Genomic DNA, 22522 nt, shown 5'->3' with positions numbered 1-22522 from the left:
TATCTTCATAAGTTAATTTCATAATAAAACACCCCAAAAGTTAGATTTTTTCTGTCTAACTTTTGGGGTGCAGTTCAAAACGGGTGGTTTTTTTGTCTCGCACCTAGCGGAGCGAGACGGACTAATAGTCACATAATTATAAGGCTGATAGTATTAATTTCACTATCAGCCTTACAGGTTATTTAACGTTTCAGAAAAACTATAATGTCAAGATTAACTAAACAGTATCTAATTCCTTCAAATAATTTTCTATTTTCATCAACATTAAAGGATTGTTGTAAATCTTACATAACTCTCTTGCTTCTATATAATAATTTTTGACTTGTTCTTTGTCTAGAAATTTGGCTCCAGCATTTCCTACAAGAATAAGTAGGGGAGCCAGTTGGTAGCTTGTCTGTCTTTGTTTACAGAGTTCAATCGTCTCAAGAGCTTCTTGGATGGCTTCGTTATATTTTTCCTTTGAGACTAGGTAGTGAGCGTAGTTGTAACGAACTCTGATGTAGCCAAATAAAAACTCTTGATGCTCAAAATTTTTTGTCTGATATAACTCCATCAAATGAGAGTAGTTTGCCTCATATTCTTGTTCACGACCCACTAAGGAATAGAAATTAGATAGAGTATTCAATACCTTTAAATAAATCAGAGTATTTGAGGAGACTTTTAATAATATATTTTCCAATGAAGAAATAGCCTCACGCTTACTGTCATATTGATAGAAGTCAATAATAGCTTTAATCCACTCAAGGTAAGTTCGGTCTTCTAGTGTTAGAAAAGTACTTCGTTCAATCTCTATTCTATAAATATATTCCAAATCGTCATAATTTCTATCATCTAATAGGCGAGCAGATAATTGCTTAAAATTAGAGAGGTTAGATTTAATTTCAATTTGTTCATTAAAAAAATAATCTAATGGCACTTCGAGTCGTTGTGAGAGTTTGAACAAAAGGTCTGCGGAGGGAATGAAATGCCCTCTCTCAATTTTACTAATCTGGCTTTGTTCACAAATTCCTTCTGCAAGAGTTTGTTGGGAGAGTCTCAACTCTTTTCTTTTCAATCTGAATTTCTCTGCGAGTGTATTCATTAAAGATAATAATCCTTCCTATTTGCTTAATTTCATTATAAAATTTTTAGTTCAAAATAGTAAGTTAAAGAAATAGATAATTCTCTATGGTAATAATAAAAAAAAAAGTTCAAAATATAATAAAAAAACCTGACTAAATAAAATATATATGTTAAAATAAAAACAAGGAAATAGAAAGCGGTTTCATTTGTATTACTAGGTGTTTTTACGTTTAGTAACACAATTCCTTACCAACAGTTATTCAGAAGAATAAACAATTGGAGATTCGAGTCCAATCACAAAAGAAGTCTGATGGTCTTGATGTTGGGAAGGCTGATTGATTTCATATTACTTTAAAATTCAACTATTTAGAGAAAGGTATTCTGATGAGAGCTTGTAACAATACCAGATAGATATAAGAATGGAGATGTTTGATAAAATGCTTTCATAGCTAACCAACTGTTGAAAATTATGAGTTACAAAATCTAAAGTATTTAAGATTGGTTTATAAAATTAGGTCTCTGTCTGTAGAAAGGAGGAAAAAATAGGATACTATAATTCAGACTGAGATTTCTAATTAAAATATGTAGTTGCATTTTGCTCATTTTATAATATTTCATTTAGAGGAGTAATAATATGTTAAAATTTAGATTTGATGCGGGATGGTAGAGAATAATTGAAGAAGATTCTTTTATCAATAGTTTAGTAAGCTTGTTAGTTTATAGAGAGCAGGGATATTTCTGCCCTCTGTTTTAGAATAAGGAATGCCCTATGAAAAAATTATTTATACTCATATCCAACCTGCTTGCTAGTTTGTTCTTTGTTTGGGTATTTACCATTTGGACTGATACATATGTCTCCCATTATTACCCCAACGTTGTTGTACGTGATTCTTCCCCTGAAACAACTTTTCAGCATGTTGCTACACGCTTGGAAAAACTAGCAGAAGAAACGGATAGCTTTATTGCGATTCAACACCAAGATCCTAACTCAGAAGGTACTACAGTTTTTTCTTATACGACCTTTGGGGACGGAAAGTTGCCTGATGGGCTTCAGGAAAAAAATCTAGAAGATGCTCAAAGTAGTAGTGTTGAAACAAACTATTTTGTATTCGATGGAAACCTAGATATTCACTTGCTAAGAGAGGAGCTAAGTCAACTTGGTTTGACTAATATGCACCTGACAATTCCATCTAAACTATCTACGTTAATGGCTATCTTTAGTAACGGATTTCAGTTAATCAGTCTATTGATTTTCATCTTAACCTTTGGAGCACTGACTTTAATTAGTCAAATTAGCCAATTACGGTCGTCGGGCATTCGCCTCATTTCAGGAGAGAAACGGTGGTCCATTTTCCTTAGACCAGTTGGTGAGGATTTGAAAGGGATAGTTGTTGGTTTCAGTTTAGCTGGCGTGCTCGCCATTCTTATGCAAAAAATTCTGTCGCTTCCAACGCAATCCCTAATGACCATAGGAGAAGGCTTGCTCAGTTATAATCTCATCTTGTTGTCGATCTCCCTGTTTTTCGCTCAACTCTTCGCAGTTGGAATAAAAAAGATACACCTGATGCAGATTATAAAAGGGCAAGTGCCTGTCAGAGGAATCATTAGTTTGATTTTAATCGGTCAACTATTAGCGATTATTATTGTAACGCTGGGAATAGGGAGTAGCTTAAAGTATTCCCAAGCCTGGCAACAGCATCGGATTGGACAAGAGGCTTGGAGCCAGGAAAGGCAACTGATTACCCTATCAATCAGCCGTGAAGGAACGAGTCCTGGTTTTGATGAACAAGCTCAAATGAAACTCAGAACTTGGTATCAATTGATGGATCTGGCTGTTTCAGAACAAAAGGCTTTCTTATCTAGACACCAGTTAATTGACCGTACTTTGCAAAATGGCATGGCTTCCTCCAAAAACTTGGCAACCTCTACAGAATGGCACGATTACAGCCCGAATGGCAATGTCCTTATCGTCACACCGCAATACTTGGAGCGTCAAAACATTCCTGTAGATACAACTATTGAGCAAAAGATGAATCACCTTGATGTAGGGGAGTTTGTCTTATTGCTGCCTGAACACCTCCGTTCAGAGGAAGAACATTATAAATCTGTTTTTGAAGACGACTTAACCAGTCGCATGTCTAGTCGAGATGAACGACAGCAAATGACTGCTACGGTAGGTTATTTGGAATCAGGTCAGGATCGATTTGTGTATAATACGACCCCTATTTCTTACCAGCAGTTTTTGAAAGATCCAATCATCATTGTTATAACACCCCAATCAACTGGTCCACAGTCCATTTTGTTTTGGGTAGACGCAGTACAGAACTACGTTCTCTTTAATCAATTGTCTGATGCCCAGGAGCTTATCCAGAGACAAGGCATTGAAAATTGGGTCTCAGAAATGCAAACAGGTTACCACAACTACATCACATTATTGGATAATATCCAGAGGGAACGTTGGGTAATGCTAGCAGGAGCTGTGCTTGGGATTGCAACTTCAATCTTGTTGTTTAACACTATGAATAGGCTCTACTTTGAAGAATTTAGACGTGCCATTTTTATCAAACGCATTGCAGGTCTCAGGTTCTTAGAAATCCATCGCACTTATCTCTTTGCTCAACTGGGTGTGTTTTTACTGGGATTTGTTGCGAGTGTATTTCTTATGGTAGAGATAGTAGTTGCTTTCTTAGTCTCGTTACTCTTTACTGGTCTATCTCTTTTACAGTTACATGTCCAAATGCAGAAAGAAAACAAGATGTCCATGCTTGTTTTGAAGGGAGGTTAATATGATTGAACTTAAACAGGTGAGTAAATCTTTTGGAGAACGAGAGTTATTTTCGAATCTTTCAATGACATTTGAGACTGGAAAAGTCTATGCCTTAATTGGTTCAAGTGGTAGCGGAAAAACAACCTTGATGAACATGATTGGGAAATTAGAATCTTATGATGGGACGATTTTTTACCGAGGTAAAGACTTGGCCAATTATAAATCGAGTGATTTTTTCCGTCACGAATTGGGCTACCTCTTCCAGAACTTTGGCTTAATTGAAAACCAAAGTATTGAAGAAAACCTTAAGCTAGGTCTCATTGGTCAAAAGTTGAGTCGGTCGGAACAGCGGTTGAGGCAAAAGCAGGCTTTAGAACAGGTCGGCCTGGCTTATCTTGACCTAGATAAGCGCATCTTTGAGTTATCGGGCGGAGAATCGCAACGGGTTGCCTTGGCAAAAGTTATCTTAAAGAATCCACCCTTTATTCTGGCAGATGAGCCAACAGCTTCAATAGACCCAGCAACCTCTCAGTTGATTATGGAGATTTTGCTATCTCTTCGAGATGATAATAGGCTAATCATTATCGCAACACATAATCCGGCAATTTGGGAGATGGCTGATGAAGTGTTCACGATGGATCGTCTGAAATAAAAATCCTTGTTTTTAATTGCACGATGAGTTACTGAAATATTATCATGAATCAATAATTGGAGTTAATTTAGAATTGTACTTTATTAATATTGAGGTAACTTTTTCTTGATAAAGGAAGAAATAGTGGAGAGGAAGTTAGATTGAAAAAATTCGACAATTATATTATTGAGAAGCCTTGCGATTCTAATTCAGATAAACTGTAAAAAATCTTAATAATTGAAAGTTTGGTAGATGATATTTTGCAATTTTCTCTCAGAATCAATAATAGTGTAGGAGAGATTTTCCTCCTACAACCGTTTCAAAAGAAATATTTACCCATTGGGAGAAGATGTTGCAGTGGATAATGTGTTACTCACTGAAAAATATAATTTTCAACTAAAAGATTTTGAAGGATTCATTTCAAAATAAACAATAATTAAAGAATAAGAAAAATCCTCCGTTTCAAAGAGTAGGGAACTCTTTGTGACAGAGGATTTTTTCTATAGGGCTTTAGCAGCTGCAATTGCGGCTTCGAAGTTTGGTTCAGAATTGATATTGTCCACGTATTCAACGTAGCGAATAGTATTGTCAGTATCGAGGACAAAGACTGCGCGTGCCAATAGGTGCCACTCATTGATTAAGAGGGCGTAATCACGTCCAAAGGAATGGTCGAAATAGTCTGAGAGCATGATGGCATTTTCAATTCCCTCAGCACCACACCAACGTTTTTGGGCAAAGGGTAGGTCCATGGAAACAGTCAATACGACCGTGTTGTCCAGTCCAGCCAGTTCTTCATTAAAACGACGCGTTTGAGTTGAGCAGATACCTGTATCGATAGAAGGCACGACACTCAAGACTTTTTTCTTGCCATCAAAATCAGCCAGAGATTTTTTAGAAAGGTCTGTTGTAGTGAGAGAAAAATCAAGTGCCTTGTCGCCGATTTGTAGTTGTCTACCTGTAAAGCTTACAGGATTTCCGAGAAAAGTTACCATAAGATACTCCAATCTTTTTTCTTCCATTTTAGCTAAAACGGTCAGAATTTTCCAATGATTTGACTGGAAATGTGGGCATAGAAAAAACGTCAATTCGGAAAAGAATGACGTTTTTCAGAGGATTATTTTGCCAATCCTTCAGCAATCTTGTCAAGGTTGTATTTCATCATGTTGTAGTAGCTGTCGCCTTCTTTACCTTGTTCTGCGATAGAGTCAGTAAAGATTTGTGCGTAGATTGGGATGTTTGTGTCTTGTGAAACAGTCTTCATTGGACGGTCATCCACACTTGATTCTACAAAGAGTGAAGGAGTTTTTGTTTGGCGAAGTTTTTCAACCAAGGTCTTGATTTGGTCAGGTGTTCCTTCTTCTTCAGTGTTGATTTCCCAGATGTAGGCACTTGGGACACCGTAGGCTTTAGAGAAGTATTTGAAGCATCCTTCGCTGGTTACGATGAGTTTTTTCTCAGCAGGGATGTTGTTAAATTTCTCCTTAGCTTCCTTGTCAAGTTTGTCTAACTTATCAGTATATTCTTTGAGATTTTTTTCGTAGAATTCCTTGTTGCTAGGGTCTTTAGCGCTCAATTGTTTTGCGATGTTTTTAGCAAAAATCATACCGTTTTCAAGGTTAAGCCAAGCGTGTGGGTCTTCTTTGCCTTTTTCGTTTTGGCCTTCAAGATAGATAACATCAACGCCTTCGCTGACTGCAAAGTAGTCTTTGTTTTCAGTTTTCTTGGCATTTTCTACCAATTTTGTAAACCAAGCATTGCCACCTGTTTCAAGGTTGATACCGTTATAGAAAATCAAATCAGCTTGAGATGTTTTCTTGACATCTTCAGGAAGTGGTTCGTATTCGTGTGGATCTTGACCAACAGGAACGATACTGTGAAGATCAATCTTGTCACCAGCAATATTTTTAGTAATATCAGCGATGATTGAGTTTGTGGCAACAACTTTTAGTTTTTGACCAGAAGCTGCCTCTTTTTTTCCGCTAGCACATGCTACAAGAGCAATGACAGAAAGAAAAAGAACGAACAATGTACCTAATTTTTTCATTAGATCCTCCAATTTATTGGGGCTTTACCCCTTATTTTAACAAATGTTTATTTTTCAGTTTCAAATATCGTTGTTTTGGAGCGATAAAGAAGCTAATGAGAAAGAAACTAGCGGCTGTAAGCACGATACTAGAACCTGCCGCAACGTTAAAGCTATAACCGATAAAGAGTCCCAAAACTGAAGCAGTAGCTCCAAAGGTTGAGGAAAGGAAAATCATACTTTTCAGGCTATTAGCATATAGATAAGCAGTTGCAGCTGGGGTAATCAGCATGGCTACAATCAGGATAGTTCCGACACTTTGCATGGCTGTCACAGACACGAGAGTCAGGAGTACCATGAGAAGGTAGTGATAGAAATTGACAGGCATTCCCATGGCTTTAGCCAAGAGTTCATCAAAGGAAGTTATCAAGAGTTGCTTGAAGAAAATCCAGATTAACAAGAGAATGACTGCCCCAACACCCATAGTAATAAACATATCCGTATCTTGGACGGCCAGGATATTACCAAAAAGGATATGGAAAAGGTCAGTAGAACTTTTAGCGACACTAATCAAGATGATACCGAGGGCTAAGAAAGAAGAAAAGGTAATGCCGATGGCGGTATCGCTTTTGATAATCGAGTTTCCCTTGATGTAGGTAATAATGATAGCAGCTAGCAATCCAAAGACAATGGCTCCGATAAAGAAGTCAAGGCCCAAGATGAAGGAGAGGGCTACACCTGGCAAAACAGCATGTGAAATAGCATCTCCCATGAGTGACATCCCGCGTAGAATGATGAAACATCCCACAGCTCCAGCTACGACCCCGACGACAATGGCTGTTATCAAGGCATTTTGTAAGAAATGGAATTTTTGCAATCCATCGATAAATTCTGCAATCATAGGTCACCTCCATTGAAAAAGAGTCGATTACCGTAAGCTTCTTTGAGATTGGCTTCGGTAAAGGTTTCTTTGGTTGGACCAAAGGCAATCACTTCTCGATTGACAAGCAAGACTTGATCGAAGTAGTGGGGAACCTTGCTGAGGTCGTGGTGGACGATGAGAACCGTCTTCCCAGCTTTTTTCAAATCTCTCAGCGTATTCATGATGATTTCCTCACTGACAGAGTCAATCCCAACAAAGGGTTCATCCAAGAGGATATAGTCGGCTTCCTGCACCAAACATCTGGCAATCAAAACCCGCTGGAACTGACCTCCAGATAGTTGACTGATTTGACGTTCTGCGTAGTCAGCTAGGCCGACGATTTCAAGGGCTTCTTGCACTTTCTTCCAATGTTTAGCGTTTAAACTGCGAAAGAGAGGGATAGAAGGAAAGAGTCCTAACGAGACGCACTCCTTGACCTTGATGGGAAAGTTGTAGTCGATATTGATTTTTTGTTCGACATAGGCAATTCGGTGTAAGGATTTTTTAACTTCCTTGTCATCGAGAAATGCCTGACCTTGATGTTGGATAATTCCCAGCATACCTTTTAATAATGTTGATTTTCCAGCACCGTTCGGACCAATGATACCGGTAATTGTTGGTCCTTGGAGCACTAGTGAAATATCCTTAAGTGCCAACGTTTCTTTGTAGGAGACACTGAGGTTTTCGATACGTATCATAAACTTGTATTCCTCCTGTCTCTTAATATACATTAAAAAAAAAATTAAGTCAAGTTAATTTTTGAAAAAATTAAAATAATAACTGAAAAATGATGGAAAAGGAAAGTTCATTTTTAATTGCATTCCCAAGCAATTTTTGTTAAGCTAGCAATAACTTAAAAAAATGAAAGCGAGAACAAGATGACACGTTATCAAGACGATTTTTATGATGCAATCAATGGGGAATGGCAACAGACAGCTGAAATCCCAGCAGATAAGTCTCAAACGGGAGGTTTTGTTGATTTAGACCAGGAAATTGAAAACCTGATGCTGGCGACAACAGACAAGTGGTTGGCAGGAGAAGAGGTGCCTGAGGATGCTATCTTGGCAAACTTTGTCAAATACCATCACCTAGTCCGTGATTTTGACAAGAGAGAAGCTGACGGTATCACACCTGTCTTACCTCTTCTTAAAGAATTCCAAGAATTAGAGACTTTTGCGGATTTTACAGCTAAACTAGCAGAGTTTGAGCTTGCAGGAAAACCTAATTTCCTTCCTTTTGGTGTATCGCCAGACTTTATGGATGCGAGAATCAATGTTCTATGGGCCAGTGCTCCAAGTACGATCCTGCCAGATACGACCTACTATGCAGAAGACCATCCTCAGCGCGAAGAGCTCTTGACTCTTTGGAAAGAAACTAGCGCAAAACTTCTCAAGGCTTATAATTTCTCTGATGCAGAAATTGAAGACTTGCTAGAGAAAAGACTTGAATTGGATCGCCGAGTTGCGGCAGTTGTGCTCTCTAATGAAGAAAGTTCAGAGTGTGCTAAACTCTACCATCCATATGCATATGAAGATTTCAAGAAATTTGCGCCTGCCCTACCTCTGGATGACTTCTTCCAAGCCGTTCTTGGACAAGTACCAGACAAGGTTATCGTAGACGAGGAACGTTTCTGGCAAGCAGCAGACCAATTCTATAGTGAAGAGGCATGGCCTCTCCTCAAGGCAACCTTAATTTTGAGTGTTGTTAATCTCTCAACCAGCTATTTAACAGAAGAAATCCGTGTCTTGTCAGGTGCCTATAGCCGTGCGCTTTCAGGGGTTCCAGAAGCCAAAGACAAGGTCAAGGCAGCCTACCAGCTAGCACAAGGTCCTTTCAAACAAGCCTTAGGTCTTTGGTATGCCCATGAAAAATTCTCTCCAGAGGCCAAGGCAGACGTGGAGAAAAAAGTGGCAACTATGATTGATGTCTATAAGGAACGCTTGGCTAAAAATGACTGGCTGACTCCAGAAACTCGTGACAAGGCCATCGTCAAACTCAATGTCATCAAGCCTTATATCGGTTACCCAGAAGAATTGCCAGAACGCTACAAGGACAAGGTAGTGGATGAAAATGTTAGTCTTTTTGACAATGCTCTAGCCTTTGCGCGTGTGGAAATCAAACACAGTTGGAGCAAATGGAACCAGCCTGTAGATTACAAGGAATGGGGCATGCCTGCTCATATGGTCAATGCCTACTACAATCCACAGAAGAACTTGATTGTCTTCCCAGCGGCCATTTTACAGGCACCTTTCTATGACTTGCATCAGTCATCTTCTGCTAACTACGGTGGTATTGGGGCGGTTATTGCTCATGAAATTTCCCACGCCTTTGACACCAACGGAGCTTCCTTCGATGAAAATGGTAGCCTCAAGGATTGGTGGACTGAGAGCGACTATGCTGCCTTCAAGGAGAAAACACAAAAAGTTATTGACCAATTTGATGGACAGGATTCTTATGGAGCAACCATCAACGGTAAATTGACTGTATCAGAGAACGTGGCTGACTTGGGAGGAATCGCTGCAGCGCTTGAAGCAGCTAAGAGAGAAGCAGACTTCTCAGCAGAAGAGTTCTTCTACAACTTCGGTCGCATCTGGCGCATGAAAGGTCGTCCAGAATTTATGAAACTTTTGGCTAGCGTTGATGTGCACGCGCCAGCCAAACTCCGTGTCAATGTACAAGTACCAAACTTCGATGATTTCTTTACAACATATGATGTCAAAGAAGGCGACGGTATGTGGCGTTCACCAGAAGAGCGCGTGATTATTTGGTAATGCAAAGAAGCAAGTAATCAGAAAAAGGCATCCAATCAGGTCTGAAAACTTGATTGGATGCCTTTTATAATGGAAAGACTTGCTGGATAGTTTACTTAATTGTCATCATATTACTAGAAAAAAGGATTGAAGGTCTTTTCGTGAGCGATGGTCGTAGCTGGACCATGTCCTGGATAGACATCGTAGTTTGGTAGGGTAAAGAGTTGAGTCTGGATACTATGAAGGAGTTGCTCCGTACTACCAGTTGGAAGGTCGGTCCGTCCAATAGTTTCTCGGAATAGGGCATCTCCTGTTAAGACTAGGTGGGCATCAGGAAAGACTAGGGAAACACCACCGATAGAGTGACCTGGTGTTGGCAAGACAGTGAAACGAAACTCCTCTAGTTGGTATTCTTCATGAAAGACAAAGGTGTGTTCTGCAGGTTTTGCGACCACATCTGCCATATCATCGTGGCGAGGTAGCCCAGAGAGATTATCGACAGGAGTGTAGAGCCAGCTGGCTTCACTCTCTGCGATATAGACAGGAGGATTGCCAAAAGTTTCGCGAACCAAGTCCAGACTCATGATATGGTCATAATGGGCGTGAGTCAATAGAATAGCGCATATAGGTTTGTTGATGTTTTCTATTGTCTGACGAATAGCTTCCCAATGGCTACCAGGGTCAACCACGATGAGGTGTTTTTCGCCTTCCAAGTAATAGGTATTTTCATAGGCAACAGGATTCACGGTTTTATGGATTTTCATGTTAGCTCCAATCTCAAAGAATGCACTAATACTCTTCGAAAATCAAATTCAAACCGCGTCAACGTCGCCTTGCCGTACTCAAGTACAGCCTGTGGCTAGTTTCCTAGTTTGCTCTTTAATTTTCATTGAGTATAAATTAAGTATAGCACAGTTAGGGAGAATAGGTAAGGATTTAGAATGAACTTAAAAACCAGCATGACTAGATGAAGACAGGCTGGTTATCAATTTATCAATATTGGAGAGGTGTCAATTGTCCTTCATAGGTTGCATAAACTCCGTCATTAGCTTGTTTGATAGATGTGATGTTTAGAGTGCCACCGTAGTTGGCTTCTCGTTTATCGCTATATTCACTATAAGTTATCCTATTGGGCAGGTTCTGGTCGTTAGCATAGTATTGAACGACTGTTTTTTTATAGCCTTGCTGGCTGAATAGGAACAGGCAGCTAACTCCTAACACTAGGAGAGCAAAGATAGAAATAGCAGTTTTTTTCATAGGTGTTCTCCTTATAAACTAAAGGATAAAAGAAAGCATCTTGAGGATTTTAATTCCAAAATCCAGTCAAGGTACCAGTGTATGTGACACGAGTTCCACCGTTTGATCTTCGTACACTATCTATTTCAAGTGTTCCTTTGAAGGTTGAATGGAAACCATCATTATATTCTGAATAGTAGATAGTTGGTGGGATGTAACCATCATCGTTATAGTATTTTGTTACTGTTTTACTATAACTATGAGAATATATACGCTCATAACGAGGACCTTCAAAGTTATTTGTTGTATTGGTTTCAGCAGCATTGATTGGAACGGCAATAGATAGAGCAGTAGCTCCTAATAGTGTTAGTACAATTTTTTTCATAGGATACTCCTTTGTAAAATGACGTCATTCAAATATATTTACTTGAATGAAAAAGTGATAAGCATAGGGAGTTAAATTATATTTAGATTACAATATGGTTTCCGTTCTTCTATCTCTCCTTCTATCACCTAAATAGAAAATCTAACTGTATAACATATTATAAAAAAACATTTCAGAATTGTCAAGCAATTCTGAATTATTTTTTTCTTATTCTGTTCCAATCTAGTTTTCATATTCTTAAAAAAGTGATAAAATGGTAGGAAGAATTGGAGAGTAGAGATGCCAAAAGAAGTGAATTTAACAGGCGAAGAAGTTGTCGCTTTAACCAAAGAATATTTAACGGAAGAGGATGTCCATTTTGTCCATAAGGCCTTGATCTATGCGGTGGAATGCCATAGTGGTCAATACCGCAAATCAGGCGAGCCTTATATCATTCATCCTATCCAAGTGGCAGGTATTTTAGCCAAACTCAAGCTGGATGCTGTAACAGTAGCTTGTGGTTTCTTGCATGATGTGGTGGAAGATACTGATGCGACCTTGGACGATTTGGAAAGGGAGTTTGGTCCTGATGTGCGCGTGATTGTCGATGGGGTTACCAAGCTTGGTAAGGTCGAGTACAAATCGATCGAGGAGCAATTAGCGGAAAATCACCGCAAGATGCTCATGGCCATGTCTGAGGATATCCGTGTTATCTTGGTCAAACTGTCTGACCGCTTGCATAATATGCGAACGCTTAAACATCTTCGAAAAGACAAGCAGGAGCGCATTTCCAAAGAAACTATGGAAATCTATGCCCCACTTGCTCACCGTCTGGGGATTTCCAGTGTCAAATGGGAGTTGGAAGACTTATCTTTCCGTTATCTCAACCCAACGGAGTTTTACAAGATTACCCATATGATGAAGGAAAAGCGCAGAGAGCGTGAGGCCTTGGTGGATGAGGTAGTTACGAAGCTAGAAGACTATACGACGGATCGTCACTTGAAAGGGAAGATTTACGGTCGTCCCAAGCATATTTACTCAATTTTCCGCAAAATGCAGGATAAGAGAAAACGTTTTGAGGAAATCTATGATCTGATTGCCATTCGTTGTATTTTAGATACCCAAAGTGATGTTTATGCCATGCTTGGTTATGTGCATGAACTTTGGAAACCAATGCCAGGTCGTTTCAAAGACTATATCGCTAACCGCAAGGCCAATGGTTATCAGTCTATCCATACGACTGTCTATGGGCCAAAAGGGCCGATTGAATTCCAGATTCGGACCAAGGCCATGCATGAGGTGGCTGAGTACGGGGTTGCGGCTCACTGGGCTTATAAGAAGGGCATCAAGGGGCAGGTTAACAGCAAGGAATCAGCCATTGGAATGAACTGGATCAAGGAGATGATGGAGCTCCAAGACCAGGCTGACGATGCCAAGGAATTTGTGGATTCAGTTAAGGAAAACTATCTGGCTGAGGAGATTTACGTCTTTACCCCAGATGGAGCTGTCCGTTCCCTTCCGAAAGATTCAGGACCGATTGACTTTGCCTATGAAATCCATACCAAGGTTGGGGAAAAAGCAACTGGAGCCAAGGTCAATGGTCGCATGGTTCCACTGACAACCAAGCTCAAGACAGGGGATCAGGTTGAAATTGTCACCAACCCTAACTCCTTTGGGCCGAGTCGTGACTGGCTCAACATGGTCAAGACCAGCAAAGCCCGTAACAAGATTCGCCAGTTCTTTAAAAACCAAGATAAGGAATTGTCTGTCAATAAGGGTCGTGAAATGTTGATGGCCCAGTTCCAAGAAAATGGCTATGTGGCCAATAAATTCATGGACAAGCGTCATATGGACCGAGTTCTGCAAAAGACCAGCTACAAGACAGAAGAATCCCTCTTTGCGGCCATTGGTTTTGGAGAAATCGGTGCTATTACTGTCTTTAATCGTCTAACTGAGAAGGAACGTCGTGAGGAAGAACGTGCCAAGGCCAAGGCTGAAGCAGAGGAACTTGTCAAAGGTGGCGAGATCAAGGTTGAAAATAAAGAAACCCTCAAGGTCAAGCATGAGGGTGGTGTGGTCATTGAAGGTGCATCAGGCCTCCTAGTGCGGATTGCCAAGTGTTGTAATCCAGTTCCTGGTGATGATATTGTTGGCTATATTACCAAGGGGCGTGGTGTAGCTATTCACCGTGTGGACTGTATGAATCTGCGTGCCCAAGAAAACTACGAGCAACGTCTTCTTGATGTGGAATGGGAAGACCAGTACTCTAGCTCAAATAAGGAGTATATGGCCCATATCGATATTTATGGCCTCAACCGTACAGGACTGTTGAACGATGTGCTACAAGTTCTTTCAAACACAACTAAGAATATCTCAACAGTCAACGCCCAACCAACCAAGGATATGAAGTTTGCTAATATCCATGTATCCTTTGGCATTGCTAACCTCTCGACGCTGACTACGGTCGTGGACAAGATTAAGAGTGTGCCAGAAGTTTACTCTGTTAAACGTACCAATGGCTAATTGTCCTAGCTCTTACTAGAAAGGCTATTATGAAAATCATTATCCAACGGGTTAAAAAAGCCCAAGTCAGTATCGAAGGTCAGTTGCAGGGGAAAATCAATCAGGGGCTTTTATTGCTGGTTGGTGTTGGACCAGAGGACCAAGAGGAAGATTTGGACTATGCTGTGAGAAAGATTGTCAATATGCGGATTTTTTCAGATGCAGAAGGCAAGATGAACCTGTCTGTCAAAGATATTGAGGGAGAAATCCTCTCTATTTCTCAGTTTACTCTCTTTGCGGATACTAAGAAGGGCAATCGTCCAGCCTTCACAGGTGCAGCCAAGCCTGATATGGCATCAGACTTCTATGACGCTTTCAATCAAAAATTAGCGCAGGAAGTGCCCGTTCAGACAGGTATCTTTGGTGCGGACATGCAGGTTGAGCTGGTTAATGATGGACCAGTTACCATTATTCTTGATACTAAAAATAGATAAGAAAGACCAAGCCCGGCCGGCTTGGTTTTTCTCATCTATCATAAAATACTCCAAAATGAAATCTGTTCCTGATAGGCCTTGGGGAAGTCTCTTTTCAAACTTTGGCTTATGTGATAGGAAGGGATGAGGTGTCCTAGGATTAGGAGAGTTCCCTGGAGGAAAAGTGGGATACCACTTAAACATATCAAGGAGAGAATCATCAGGCTATCCCATAGGAGGATTTGTAATGCAAAGCGCCAGAATATCGGTCTAATCTGGGAATAGAGTTGACTAAAGTGGTCACAAAGCTGATTAGACAGATAGGTCAATAGCACAGGATGAAAGAAAATGAGCCAACCGCTATAAATCAAAATCCAATCCCAAGTAAGCCCCTCTTTAAACGTCAAAAATGCCAGCATGATTCCATCAATGACAAGGAGTTGAGTGATTTTGATGAAGATGATTTTTTTCATGCTAAAACCTCCTTTGCCTTAGAGACACTCCCATAAAGAGATGTGTTTGTCGTAAAAGTCTGGATAGTTTTCTCTTAGGTAGTTAGTCGTCGTATAATATAAAGTAGAATGGCAAGCAGTGGCAATTGGCATAAGAGATGAAAAACGATGAGAACTTATGAGGGATAAGATGAAGAAAAACAGAAAATCAAAGGTGAGAACCCCTAAATAGTAGAAGCGAATCTTTTTATTGATTTGAGGATAAATCTCAGTGAATTGATGTTTGAGTCGGACAACCAAGCGAAATAGCAGGAGTCCTTGAGCAAGGATAAAAATGAAGCCAGAAAGCAGGAGCTGCTCCAAAGAAGTCTCGGGTCTAGTGGTAAAAAATGCAAATAGTAGCAAATCAATGACTGCAATTGCTACAAAATGGATTCTAAAGAGATTTTTCATAAGATGACCTCCCTCTTTTATCTAGCTTCATTCTACTCCAAAAGAATGGGAGTTACAAGTAAAATGATAAAAATAGTAGAAGGGAGATTCTCTTAAGTTGGCTAGTATTCTTTATTTGAGTTTCCTTCTATTATCTAACTTCTTCATCATTCCAGACAAATAAAGCTCCGATTGCATTGAGGATATAAAAGATGTATTTACCGATATTGGCGAAGTTTCCTTGAATGCCAGCCTTTGTCAGCTGCACAAAATTGTAAATCAACCAGAAGCCCCACTGAGTTGTCAGTTTCAATGCGTTCAAGGCATTGGCGATGAGGGACAGTGCAAAGGCAATAGTTGTTACATAGGCAAGGAGATTCATCTTACCACCATATCCGATATAGTTGGTCACAAAGGCAAAGAGGAAGGCGATGATGGAAATGATGATGGCCGCCAACTTTAGCTGTTTTTGGCTCATTTGGTTGGGTCTGCCTTCTTGCGAAGCTTCCCATTTCTTAATCGCAAAGGTATAAATGAGGAAGGTGACAGGATAGGTGATAATGGCCGCCTTATTTCCAAGGATATAATCAATAGTACCGGACAAAATCGTATTGATAATGCCAAAGTAATTTCCCCACTTGCTTAATTTTCCTGTAAAACGAGTGGACAACATGGAAATCCCAACATTGGTTACGGAAATCAATCCAAAGGGAACAAGAGCAGTCCAGGGTCCCCAATCTACGAATTTATCGAGACGAGAGTTGAGGTAACCAGATGCAATCGCAATCCCAACGACCAGAGCAACACCGAAGAGGTCAAACCATTTGGATGTAGCAAAAATTTTTAGTGATTTTTTCATAGGTTAAACTATCTTTCTTTTTTTTAACAAACATTCTACAACTAAATGAAAGTAAAATCAAATGCTAGAAATAAAACCCTGAAAATTAAACTTTCAGGGTTGGTTGGGTACTTGAGAAATTAGTCGATTTTCTCGACGTAGAGTTGTTTGGCAATGTCCATACTTACTTGCAAATCCTCATTTTTACTGAGGATAGTGAAGGTATTGCTGAAGCCATCAAACTGCTGGACTTGGAGACAGTCACCGATGTGAAGTGAGTGCTTATCCAAATAATGGAGAATGTCAAAACTATCGTGCACCCGAGTCAGGCGGTAGGCGCCAGCTTCCTTGATATCAGCTAGTGGCAGGTTATTGATTTCAACCAGGAGTTCTCCCTTGGCAGGAATAGTTCCTCCGTGAGGGCAAGTTTTGGGGAATCCAAGTAATTTTTCTAGTCTCTCCACGAATAGGTCAGAGACAGTATGTTCCAATACCTCAGCTTCCTCGTGAATCTGGTCACTCGTATAGTCTAAATGATGAACTAGAAAAACTTCAATCAAGCGGTGTTTACGGTAGAGTTCAGAGACCAGTTTAAGTCCAAGGTCAGTCAGTAGATAGCCACATTCCTTGTCCTTGAGGATGAGATTTTCACTTTTCATCCGTTTAATCATTTCAGTTACGGCAGGGGGAGATACTTGCATACGAGCCGCAATTTCCTTGTTGGTGATTTTATGTAGGTCTGTGCCAATTTCATAAATACATTTTAGATAATCTTCTTTATTCGGGGTCATTCGTTTCCTCTTGTCTAATATCTTTATCTAGTATATCAAAAAAAGCTAGATTTCTCTAGCTGTGACTTTTTATGTTATACTTATTGCAAGAGAAAAAATGAGGAGATGAATATGACAAAAATAGCTCTTCTTTCAGATATTCATGGAAATACTACAGCCTTGGAGGCTGTTTTGGCAGATACTCGGCAGCTAGGAGTGGATGAATACTGGCTTTTGGGGGATATTCTCATGCCAGGAACAGGGCGGAGAAGGATATTGGACTTGTTGGCTCAACTACCGATTACAGCTAGAGTTTTGGGAAACTGGGAAGATAGTCTGTGGCATGGTGTCCGCAAGGAATTGGATAGTACTCGTCCCAGTCAACGCTATCTCTTGCGCCAGTGCCAGTATGTTTTAGAGGAAATTTCACTAGAAGAAATTGAACTGCTCCATAATCAACCACTCCAGATTCATCGTCAGTTTGGGGATTTGACGGTAGGAATTAGCCACCATCTTCCTGATAAGAACTGGGGGAGAGAGTTGATTCATACTGGAGCGCAAGAGGATTTTGACCGCTTGGTGACCAACCCGCCTTGTGATATTGCTGTGTATGGTCATATTCACCAGCAGTTGCTTCGTTACGGTACTGGTGGGCAATTGATTGTCAATCCGGGTTCGATTGGGCAACCTTTCTTTCTAGATACTCAGTTGCGGAAGGACTTGCGGGCCCAGTATATGATTTTGGAGTTTGATGACAAGGGCTTGGTAGATATGGATTTCCGACGGGTGGACTACGATGTGGCAGCTGAATTGCAGTTGGCTAAAGACCTGAAACTCCCTTATTTTGAGGTGTATTATGAAAGTCTAGTCAATGGTATCCATCATACTCATCATCAGGAATTTCTGAGAGAATTGGCTCAGAAAGAGGGATACGATAGGGAGTTAGACGACTGGTTGAAAAGTGGTAATGATTGACATTACAACTAAAAAGGGTATAATAATAGAAAAAGAAGAGTAGAGGCAGGGGAGCCTCGTAAAAAGGAGAAGAGGATGCAAATTCCAAGTAGATTTACCATTGCGACTCATATGCTGATAATCATTGCTCTAGAGGGGAAGGAAAAAAAGGTGACCAGTGATTTTCTGGCTGCTAGTGTAGGGGTCAATCCTGTCATTATCAGAAAAACCTTGTCCCAGTTGAAGAAAGCAGAGCTGATTTCAGTTGCGCGCGGAACAGGGGGAACAGAGATTGTTAAGGATCTCAAAGACATTAGTCTATTAGATGTTTATCAAGCGGTTGAGTGTCTTGGAAAGACAGGTCAACTCTTCAGTTTCCATGACAATCCAAATCCAAATTGTCCAGTCGGAGCTCATATTCATGATGTTTTGGATCAAAAATTGGAGAGAATCCAGCTGGCTATGGAGGCAGAGCTTGGTCAGACCAGTCTAGAACAAGTCGTGGCTGATGCAGAGAGTCAAATGAAGGATTAAGAGGGGTAGATGCCCTCTTTTTCTCTATGTAAAATTGTGATAAAATAGAATCATTAAAGGAGGAAGAAATGTATCTCGTTATAGGAATTGTATTAGCCTTTATAGTGTCATTTTGGAAGGATAATAGAAGTTTGTGGAATCCAGTATTATTCTTATTATCCCTCATTTCCAGTTATTTTTATCTAGGCTACCTTTTTTATCAAAATGGGTATGAGAAGATTCATTTCGCTTTTTTTATATTCCCCTTTATTTTACTTCCGATACTGATTTTTCTAAGTGGCATCTTTTTAATCTATAATGGGGTCATTTTGTTGAAGCGAGAGGGACGTTCAAAGGCCAATTATCTCTCCATGCTCCTTGGAATAGTCATTTTGGTATTTTTTGCTTTGATGTTATTTCGCTTTGGAGATAGAGACGCTTTATTTGCCACCAATCACTTTCTAAACATTTTATTTGTATTCATTTTCTACTCTTATTTTATTTTTGGCTTTGCTTTTACGGGTTTTATGCTGTACTCTATCTTGTATCTCTTTATTCCTAAGAAGAAGCATTATGATTTTATTATCATTCACGGTGCTGGTTTATTAGGCGGAGAAAAGGTAACACCTTTGCTAAAGAGGAGAATTGATAAGGCGGTAGAAGCTTACCACAAGTCTAAGAATTCTAACATAAAAATTATTGCCAGTGGTGGTCAAGGAGGAGATGAGAAAATTTCTGAAGCGCAGGCTATTACAAACTATCTGCTTGAAGAGACAGATGTTCCCCAAGATGCGATTATTCTGGAGGATCAATCAAGGACTACCTATGAGAACCTTCTCTTTTCTAAGGAACTTGGCGAGAAACTGGTAGCCAAACCTCAATTTCTCTTTGTAACAAATGACTATCATGTTTTTCGTACCAGTACCTATGCGCGTAAGTTAAATATGAAGGGAGATGGCCTCGGATGTAGGACGGCAGGCTACTACATACCATCTGCTTTTATTCGGGAGTACGTAGCGCTCTGTGTTAAGATGAAATGGCTTTTCCTTGCCTTTTATGTCCTGCTATCAGTCCTCATTTTGATAGCCTACAAAGGGATTATTTGGTAGTTAGATTTTATTTAAAAAGACTTAGAATGCACATGAAAGTATGTATTCTAGGTCTTTTGTTTTATATACATTTGATTTTTGAAAGGTACTATCTATTCTTCCAGACTTGGTAACGGGTATCAATCAATAACTGGGTAAGGCGTCCCAAGGTTTCCCTTTCTTCTGGAGTGAGGGATTGCGCTTGAACAAAGAGATGATGAATGTGTTCGATAGCCTTGAAGGAAGACAGGTCATTGATAGAGGTGATACCAGAATCAAGAATAGTGCCAAAGAAGAGATCGAAGTAGAGCTGGAGTTCCTCGTCAGGGACTGTGGCCACCCATTCCTTGAAGGTTGTGTCGACTTGTTGACTATCACTGTTGATTTTATCCAGTTGGACGAAGTGTTTGTCCTCAATCTGCCAACTAAAGGTATCGTGTTGGGCGATACCACCTAAGGCAGTACTGTGCACGATGATTTGGTGGTTAGGGATTTCCATCATCATACCGATAATGGACCCTTGTGGGATAAAGACCTTGATTCTATCCATTATCCTTTGATATCCCTCAGTTTGTGTCAGTTCTTTATGGAGACCAGGCGCATCAAAGGTATAAACTGCTGTGATTTGATTTTGCAAGCTTTGCTCAATTTGACTAGCAGCATAGATGGCTAGATTTCCTCCCTTGGAATGCCCGGACAGAATGACCTTTTGCTTAGGATGGTGGGCAAAAAAGTTCTTTAAATAGCGGAGGGCGTGCTTTTGAGCAGGAATTTCCTTCATATAGGTCAGGTGGAAATCTTCCTTCCAGCCAATGATGCTGTCATCAGTCCCACGAAAGACAATCAGATAGGTATCGAGAGTGAGGCGGTAGGTCATAGCTGCAAATTGCTTTTGCAGCTCAGGGTCGATGTCGTTGACAAAATGGGAGAGTTTGCAATTTTTGAATCGTTTGTGTTGAGCTAGTTCATCTAATAGCTGGAGGCGATTTTTACTAGTCAACATGTTAGGCTCCCTTGGAACCTGAGGTGCCAGGTCTAAAAGTCGCTGAGGATTTGTGGAGACCAGATTATCAAAGGAGAGGTAGGTTGTTTCTGTTAAGGCTAAAACATCTAATTCATTCAAAGGAAGGTCGTAAAAGGAATCGTGTGCGACATCTTTCAGATAGTCAAAAATATTGGCCATAAGAGCTCCTTTCTTTTTATTTATCTTATCACAAACACATAGAATTTACTAGTTGGTTTGTACGAGCTCTCTACATACCGACCTATAATGGTATGATTCAGACACATAGAAGACAGTTGGCTTTTATTTCAAACCTCTAAACATACTTGTTTGTATCTGTTTGTCGTCAATCCCATTCTCTTTTAAGAAATTTTTCATCTCATTTATATCATCAGGTTGGCCGGTTAAGAGATAAATAGCTTGGTTACCGTATTTCATAACCGCATTTTTTAAAAATGCTTGGCTTTGAGAAAAGGTTTCGCTAGTTTTATAAGTTAGATTCGGATTATTCTTACTAAGCTCTCTTAACTCATTATCAAAAATGTTTACTCCTTTGTCTAAATGATTAAGAATGATGGAGCGCTTACCAGCCCACTCTTTCACAACTGGACGTAGAGTAGAAATACCGACATCAGAGGCAAAACAAACCAGTGCTTGGTCATTGTCTTTAACAGATAAAGATGACTCCAGCCAACTCATCTCAATTTTACTACCAGCTGGTAAATGTGTTAAGGTTTCCTTAAACACGCTACCACTATTATGGGTTACAATAAGAATTTCATCCTCATCAGGAGTGGAAGCAAGGGTTAGCCATCGGCTAGCCTGATCCTCCTTTACTGGACTTTTGTCTGGACCAAACGAGCTGTCAGGAAGCTTAAACTGAGCATAGGAGCCAGCTTTCCATATTTGATTTTTTGGTTTTGTGATGTGAACTAAATACAAATCTCCGCTGGGATTTTCAATGGATTTTATCGATAAAGTTTGACTTCGTCCAAGATAGGTAATGATTCCCCAAGATATAAAGCCGAGCACTCCAAGTGTAGTTAGAATAATTATGAACATTTTTTTCCCTCGTTTCATTTTTAACTCCTATAGTGTAGTAATTTTATATGAATGAATAATATTTTTTTTCATTCAATAATTTCCAAAAAATAAAGAAAAGATTTCTTTATTTCAGTATTCCTTTAATGAAGTTGGTTGCTAGTATTTCTACAGTTTTGCTAATATCTGGAAAATCATTTTCTGTGATATGCATATCCATGTAGTAAAATAGGTTGTAAACTTGTAAAATATCTTGAATTTTTTCTGGAGAATGGCCTTCAGCCTGCAAACGATGAGTAAAGGTTTTCACGAGAAATTGATGAAATGGATTCGTGACTTTTCCTTCTTCTGAGGAATAGTAGCTATGCAACTCATCTGCTATGGCAGGATTGTACCATTCTGCAAGGATTTTATTGGAGGAAACGAGTGCTCTGGATTGAGCAAAGAGTTGACTAATAAGATCAATCATATCAATTTCCCAATCCAGTTCTTCGACCATAGTTTGGCGAACACGGTTGTTTTCATCAATATAGATATCTAAAAAAATAGCTTCTTTACTTTCGTAATAGTTATAAAAAGATCCGACTGCCATATGAGCTTGTCTAGCAATTTCTGAAATTCCTGTCGCCTTGTATCCTTTTTTTGAAAAAACTTCATAAGCTGCGGATTTCAAAGCCTGTTTTTTGTCCAATTTGATTCAC

General features: G+C 39.7%; 24 protein-coding genes and 3 pseudogenes. 10 read left to right on the top strand and 17 right to left on the bottom strand.

What is annotated here, in order from left to right:
• Positions 1 to 217: 217 nt before the first annotated feature.
• A complete protein-coding gene (locus tag OCF96_RS06745; RefSeq protein ID WP_261446768.1) occupies positions 218 to 1081 on the bottom strand; it encodes a helix-turn-helix domain-containing protein in 864 nt (287 codons plus the stop codon).
• 174 nt (positions 1082 to 1255) lie between these two features.
• Between OCF96_RS06745 and OCF96_RS06740 the strand changes: the two are divergent.
• The 4 genes and pseudogenes from OCF96_RS06740 to OCF96_RS06725 form a co-directional block, all read left to right on the top strand.
• A pseudogene (locus OCF96_RS06740) lies at positions 1256 to 1401 on the top strand (PhrA family quorum-sensing system peptide); the annotation flags it as partial.
• Positions 1402 to 1831: 430 nt separating this feature from the next.
• Positions 1832 to 3847 carry a bacteriocin-associated integral membrane family protein gene (locus OCF96_RS06735; protein WP_261446767.1) on the top strand — a complete coding sequence of 672 codons (2016 nt, stop codon included), beginning with the start codon at positions 1832 to 1834 and terminating at the stop codon, positions 3845 to 3847.
• A 1-nt stretch (position 3848) separates the two neighbouring features.
• On the top strand, positions 3849 to 4481 hold the full coding sequence (locus OCF96_RS06730) for an ABC transporter ATP-binding protein (protein ID WP_261446766.1): 633 nt from the start codon (positions 3849 to 3851) through the stop codon (positions 4479 to 4481).
• Between the two features lie 140 nt (positions 4482 to 4621).
• A pseudogene (locus OCF96_RS06725) lies at positions 4622 to 4780 on the top strand (competence protein ComA); the annotation flags it as partial.
• A gap of 180 nt (positions 4781 to 4960) precedes the next feature.
• Here OCF96_RS06725 and tpx read toward each other — a convergent pair.
• From tpx to OCF96_RS06705, 4 genes are all read right to left on the bottom strand, one after another.
• Positions 4961 to 5452 carry a thiol peroxidase gene (gene tpx / locus OCF96_RS06720; RefSeq protein ID WP_261446765.1) on the bottom strand — a complete coding sequence of 164 codons (492 nt, stop codon included), beginning with the start codon at positions 5450 to 5452 and terminating at the stop codon, positions 4961 to 4963.
• Between the two features lie 122 nt (positions 5453 to 5574).
• A complete protein-coding gene (locus tag OCF96_RS06715; RefSeq protein WP_261121341.1) occupies positions 5575 to 6504 on the bottom strand; it encodes a metal ABC transporter substrate-binding protein in 930 nt (309 codons plus the stop codon).
• A 31-nt stretch (positions 6505 to 6535) separates the two neighbouring features.
• Positions 6536 to 7384, bottom strand: a complete 849-nt coding sequence (locus tag OCF96_RS06710; RefSeq protein WP_000559787.1) for a metal ABC transporter permease — start codon at positions 7382 to 7384, stop codon at positions 6536 to 6538.
• A complete protein-coding gene (locus OCF96_RS06705; RefSeq protein WP_261446764.1) occupies positions 7381 to 8103 on the bottom strand; it encodes a metal ABC transporter ATP-binding protein in 723 nt (240 codons plus the stop codon). Before OCF96_RS06705 ends, OCF96_RS06710 begins: the two co-directional genes overlap by 4 nt.
• A gap of 180 nt (positions 8104 to 8283) precedes the next feature.
• Between OCF96_RS06705 and pepO the strand changes: the two genes are divergently transcribed.
• Entirely contained in the window at positions 8284 to 10176 is a 1893-nt protein-coding gene (gene pepO / locus OCF96_RS06700; RefSeq protein ID WP_261446763.1) for an endopeptidase PepO, read from the top strand.
• Positions 10177 to 10289: 113 nt separating this feature from the next.
• Here the strand turns inward: pepO and OCF96_RS06695 are convergent, their stop codons facing one another.
• The 4 genes from OCF96_RS06695 to OCF96_RS10245 all read right to left on the bottom strand — a co-directional run bounded on the left by OCF96_RS06695 (position 10290) and on the right by OCF96_RS10245 (position 12105).
• Positions 10290 to 10919: an MBL fold metallo-hydrolase gene (locus tag OCF96_RS06695; protein ID WP_261446762.1), complete on the bottom strand. Its 630-nt coding sequence runs from the start codon at positions 10917 to 10919 to the stop codon at positions 10290 to 10292.
• 229 nt (positions 10920 to 11148) lie between these two features.
• Positions 11149 to 11376, bottom strand: a complete 228-nt coding sequence (locus tag OCF96_RS06690) for a hypothetical protein (RefSeq protein WP_308300788.1) — start codon at positions 11374 to 11376, stop codon at positions 11149 to 11151.
• Positions 11377 to 11461: 85 nt separating this feature from the next.
• Positions 11462 to 11776, bottom strand: a complete 315-nt coding sequence (locus OCF96_RS06685; protein WP_101782547.1) for a hypothetical protein — start codon at positions 11774 to 11776, stop codon at positions 11462 to 11464.
• Positions 11777 to 11904: 128 nt separating this feature from the next.
• Positions 11905 to 12105 (bottom strand): bacteriorhodopsin, encoded by a 201-nt coding sequence (locus tag OCF96_RS10245; RefSeq protein WP_369010958.1) that lies wholly within the window; start codon positions 12103 to 12105, stop codon positions 11905 to 11907.
• Here OCF96_RS10245 and OCF96_RS06680 point away from each other — a divergent pair.
• Positions 12056 to 14278, top strand: coding sequence for a RelA/SpoT family protein (locus OCF96_RS06680; protein WP_261446761.1), 2223 nt, complete (start codon positions 12056 to 12058; stop codon positions 14276 to 14278). The genes OCF96_RS10245 and OCF96_RS06680 overlap by 50 nt on opposite strands.
• Positions 14279 to 14307: 29 nt before the next feature.
• Entirely contained in the window at positions 14308 to 14751 is a 444-nt protein-coding gene (gene dtd, locus OCF96_RS06675) for a D-aminoacyl-tRNA deacylase (protein WP_084950932.1), read from the top strand.
• 38 nt (positions 14752 to 14789) lie between these two features.
• Here dtd and OCF96_RS06670 read toward each other — a convergent pair whose 3' ends face one another.
• From OCF96_RS06670 to OCF96_RS06655, 5 genes and pseudogenes are all read right to left on the bottom strand, one after another.
• Positions 14790 to 15203, bottom strand: a complete 414-nt coding sequence (locus OCF96_RS06670; RefSeq protein ID WP_261446760.1) for a hypothetical protein — start codon at positions 15201 to 15203, stop codon at positions 14790 to 14792.
• 18 nt (positions 15204 to 15221) lie between these two features.
• Positions 15222 to 15635 carry a hypothetical protein gene (locus OCF96_RS06665; RefSeq protein ID WP_261446759.1) on the bottom strand — a complete coding sequence of 138 codons (414 nt, stop codon included), beginning with the start codon at positions 15633 to 15635 and terminating at the stop codon, positions 15222 to 15224.
• Positions 15636 to 15765: 130 nt separating this feature from the next.
• Entirely contained in the window at positions 15766 to 16473 is a 708-nt protein-coding gene (locus OCF96_RS06660) for a nicotinamide mononucleotide transporter family protein (RefSeq protein WP_261446758.1), read from the bottom strand.
• Positions 16430 to 16627, bottom strand: a pseudogene (locus OCF96_RS10205) (hypothetical protein). Before OCF96_RS10205 ends, OCF96_RS06660 begins: the two are co-directional and overlap by 44 nt.
• Positions 16593 to 17243 (bottom strand): metal-dependent transcriptional regulator, encoded by a 651-nt coding sequence (locus tag OCF96_RS06655; RefSeq protein ID WP_261446757.1) that lies wholly within the window; start codon positions 17241 to 17243, stop codon positions 16593 to 16595. The pseudogene OCF96_RS10205 and the gene OCF96_RS06655 overlap by 35 nt, the downstream one beginning before the upstream one ends.
• Before the next feature lie 111 nt (positions 17244 to 17354).
• Here OCF96_RS06655 and OCF96_RS06650 point away from each other — a divergent pair, with 111 nt between their 5' ends.
• From OCF96_RS06650 to OCF96_RS06640, 3 genes are all read left to right on the top strand, one after another.
• Positions 17355 to 18197, top strand: a complete 843-nt coding sequence (locus OCF96_RS06650; RefSeq protein ID WP_261446756.1) for a metallophosphoesterase family protein — start codon at positions 17355 to 17357, stop codon at positions 18195 to 18197.
• Positions 18198 to 18272: 75 nt separating this feature from the next.
• Positions 18273 to 18710, top strand: a complete 438-nt coding sequence (locus tag OCF96_RS06645) for an Rrf2 family transcriptional regulator (protein WP_261446755.1) — start codon at positions 18273 to 18275, stop codon at positions 18708 to 18710.
• Between the two features lie 68 nt (positions 18711 to 18778).
• Positions 18779 to 19798 (top strand): YdcF family protein, encoded by a 1020-nt coding sequence (locus OCF96_RS06640; protein WP_261446754.1) that lies wholly within the window; start codon positions 18779 to 18781, stop codon positions 19796 to 19798.
• Positions 19799 to 19886: 88 nt separating this feature from the next.
• On the opposite strand, the gene OCF96_RS06635 is transcribed toward OCF96_RS06640, so the two are convergent.
• From OCF96_RS06635 to OCF96_RS06625, 3 genes are all read right to left on the bottom strand, one after another.
• Complete coding sequence (locus tag OCF96_RS06635; RefSeq protein WP_261446753.1) at positions 19887 to 20960, bottom strand: DUF2974 domain-containing protein; 1074 nt, start codon at positions 20958 to 20960, stop codon at positions 19887 to 19889.
• A gap of 123 nt (positions 20961 to 21083) precedes the next feature.
• Entirely contained in the window at positions 21084 to 21860 is a 777-nt protein-coding gene (locus tag OCF96_RS06630; protein WP_020903273.1) for a ferredoxin reductase domain-containing protein, read from the bottom strand.
• 88 nt (positions 21861 to 21948) lie between these two features.
• Positions 21949 to 22518: a TetR/AcrR family transcriptional regulator gene (locus OCF96_RS06625; RefSeq protein ID WP_261446770.1), complete on the bottom strand. Its 570-nt coding sequence runs from the start codon at positions 22516 to 22518 to the stop codon at positions 21949 to 21951.
• Between the last annotated feature and the right edge of the window lie 4 nt (positions 22519 to 22522).

The sequence above is a fragment of the Streptococcus mitis genome, assembly GCF_946190065.1.
In the GTDB taxonomy this organism is placed as follows: Bacteria; Bacillota; Bacilli; order Lactobacillales; family Streptococcaceae; genus Streptococcus; species Streptococcus mitis_DE.
This window is presented reverse-complemented; position numbering and strand designations above follow the sequence as displayed.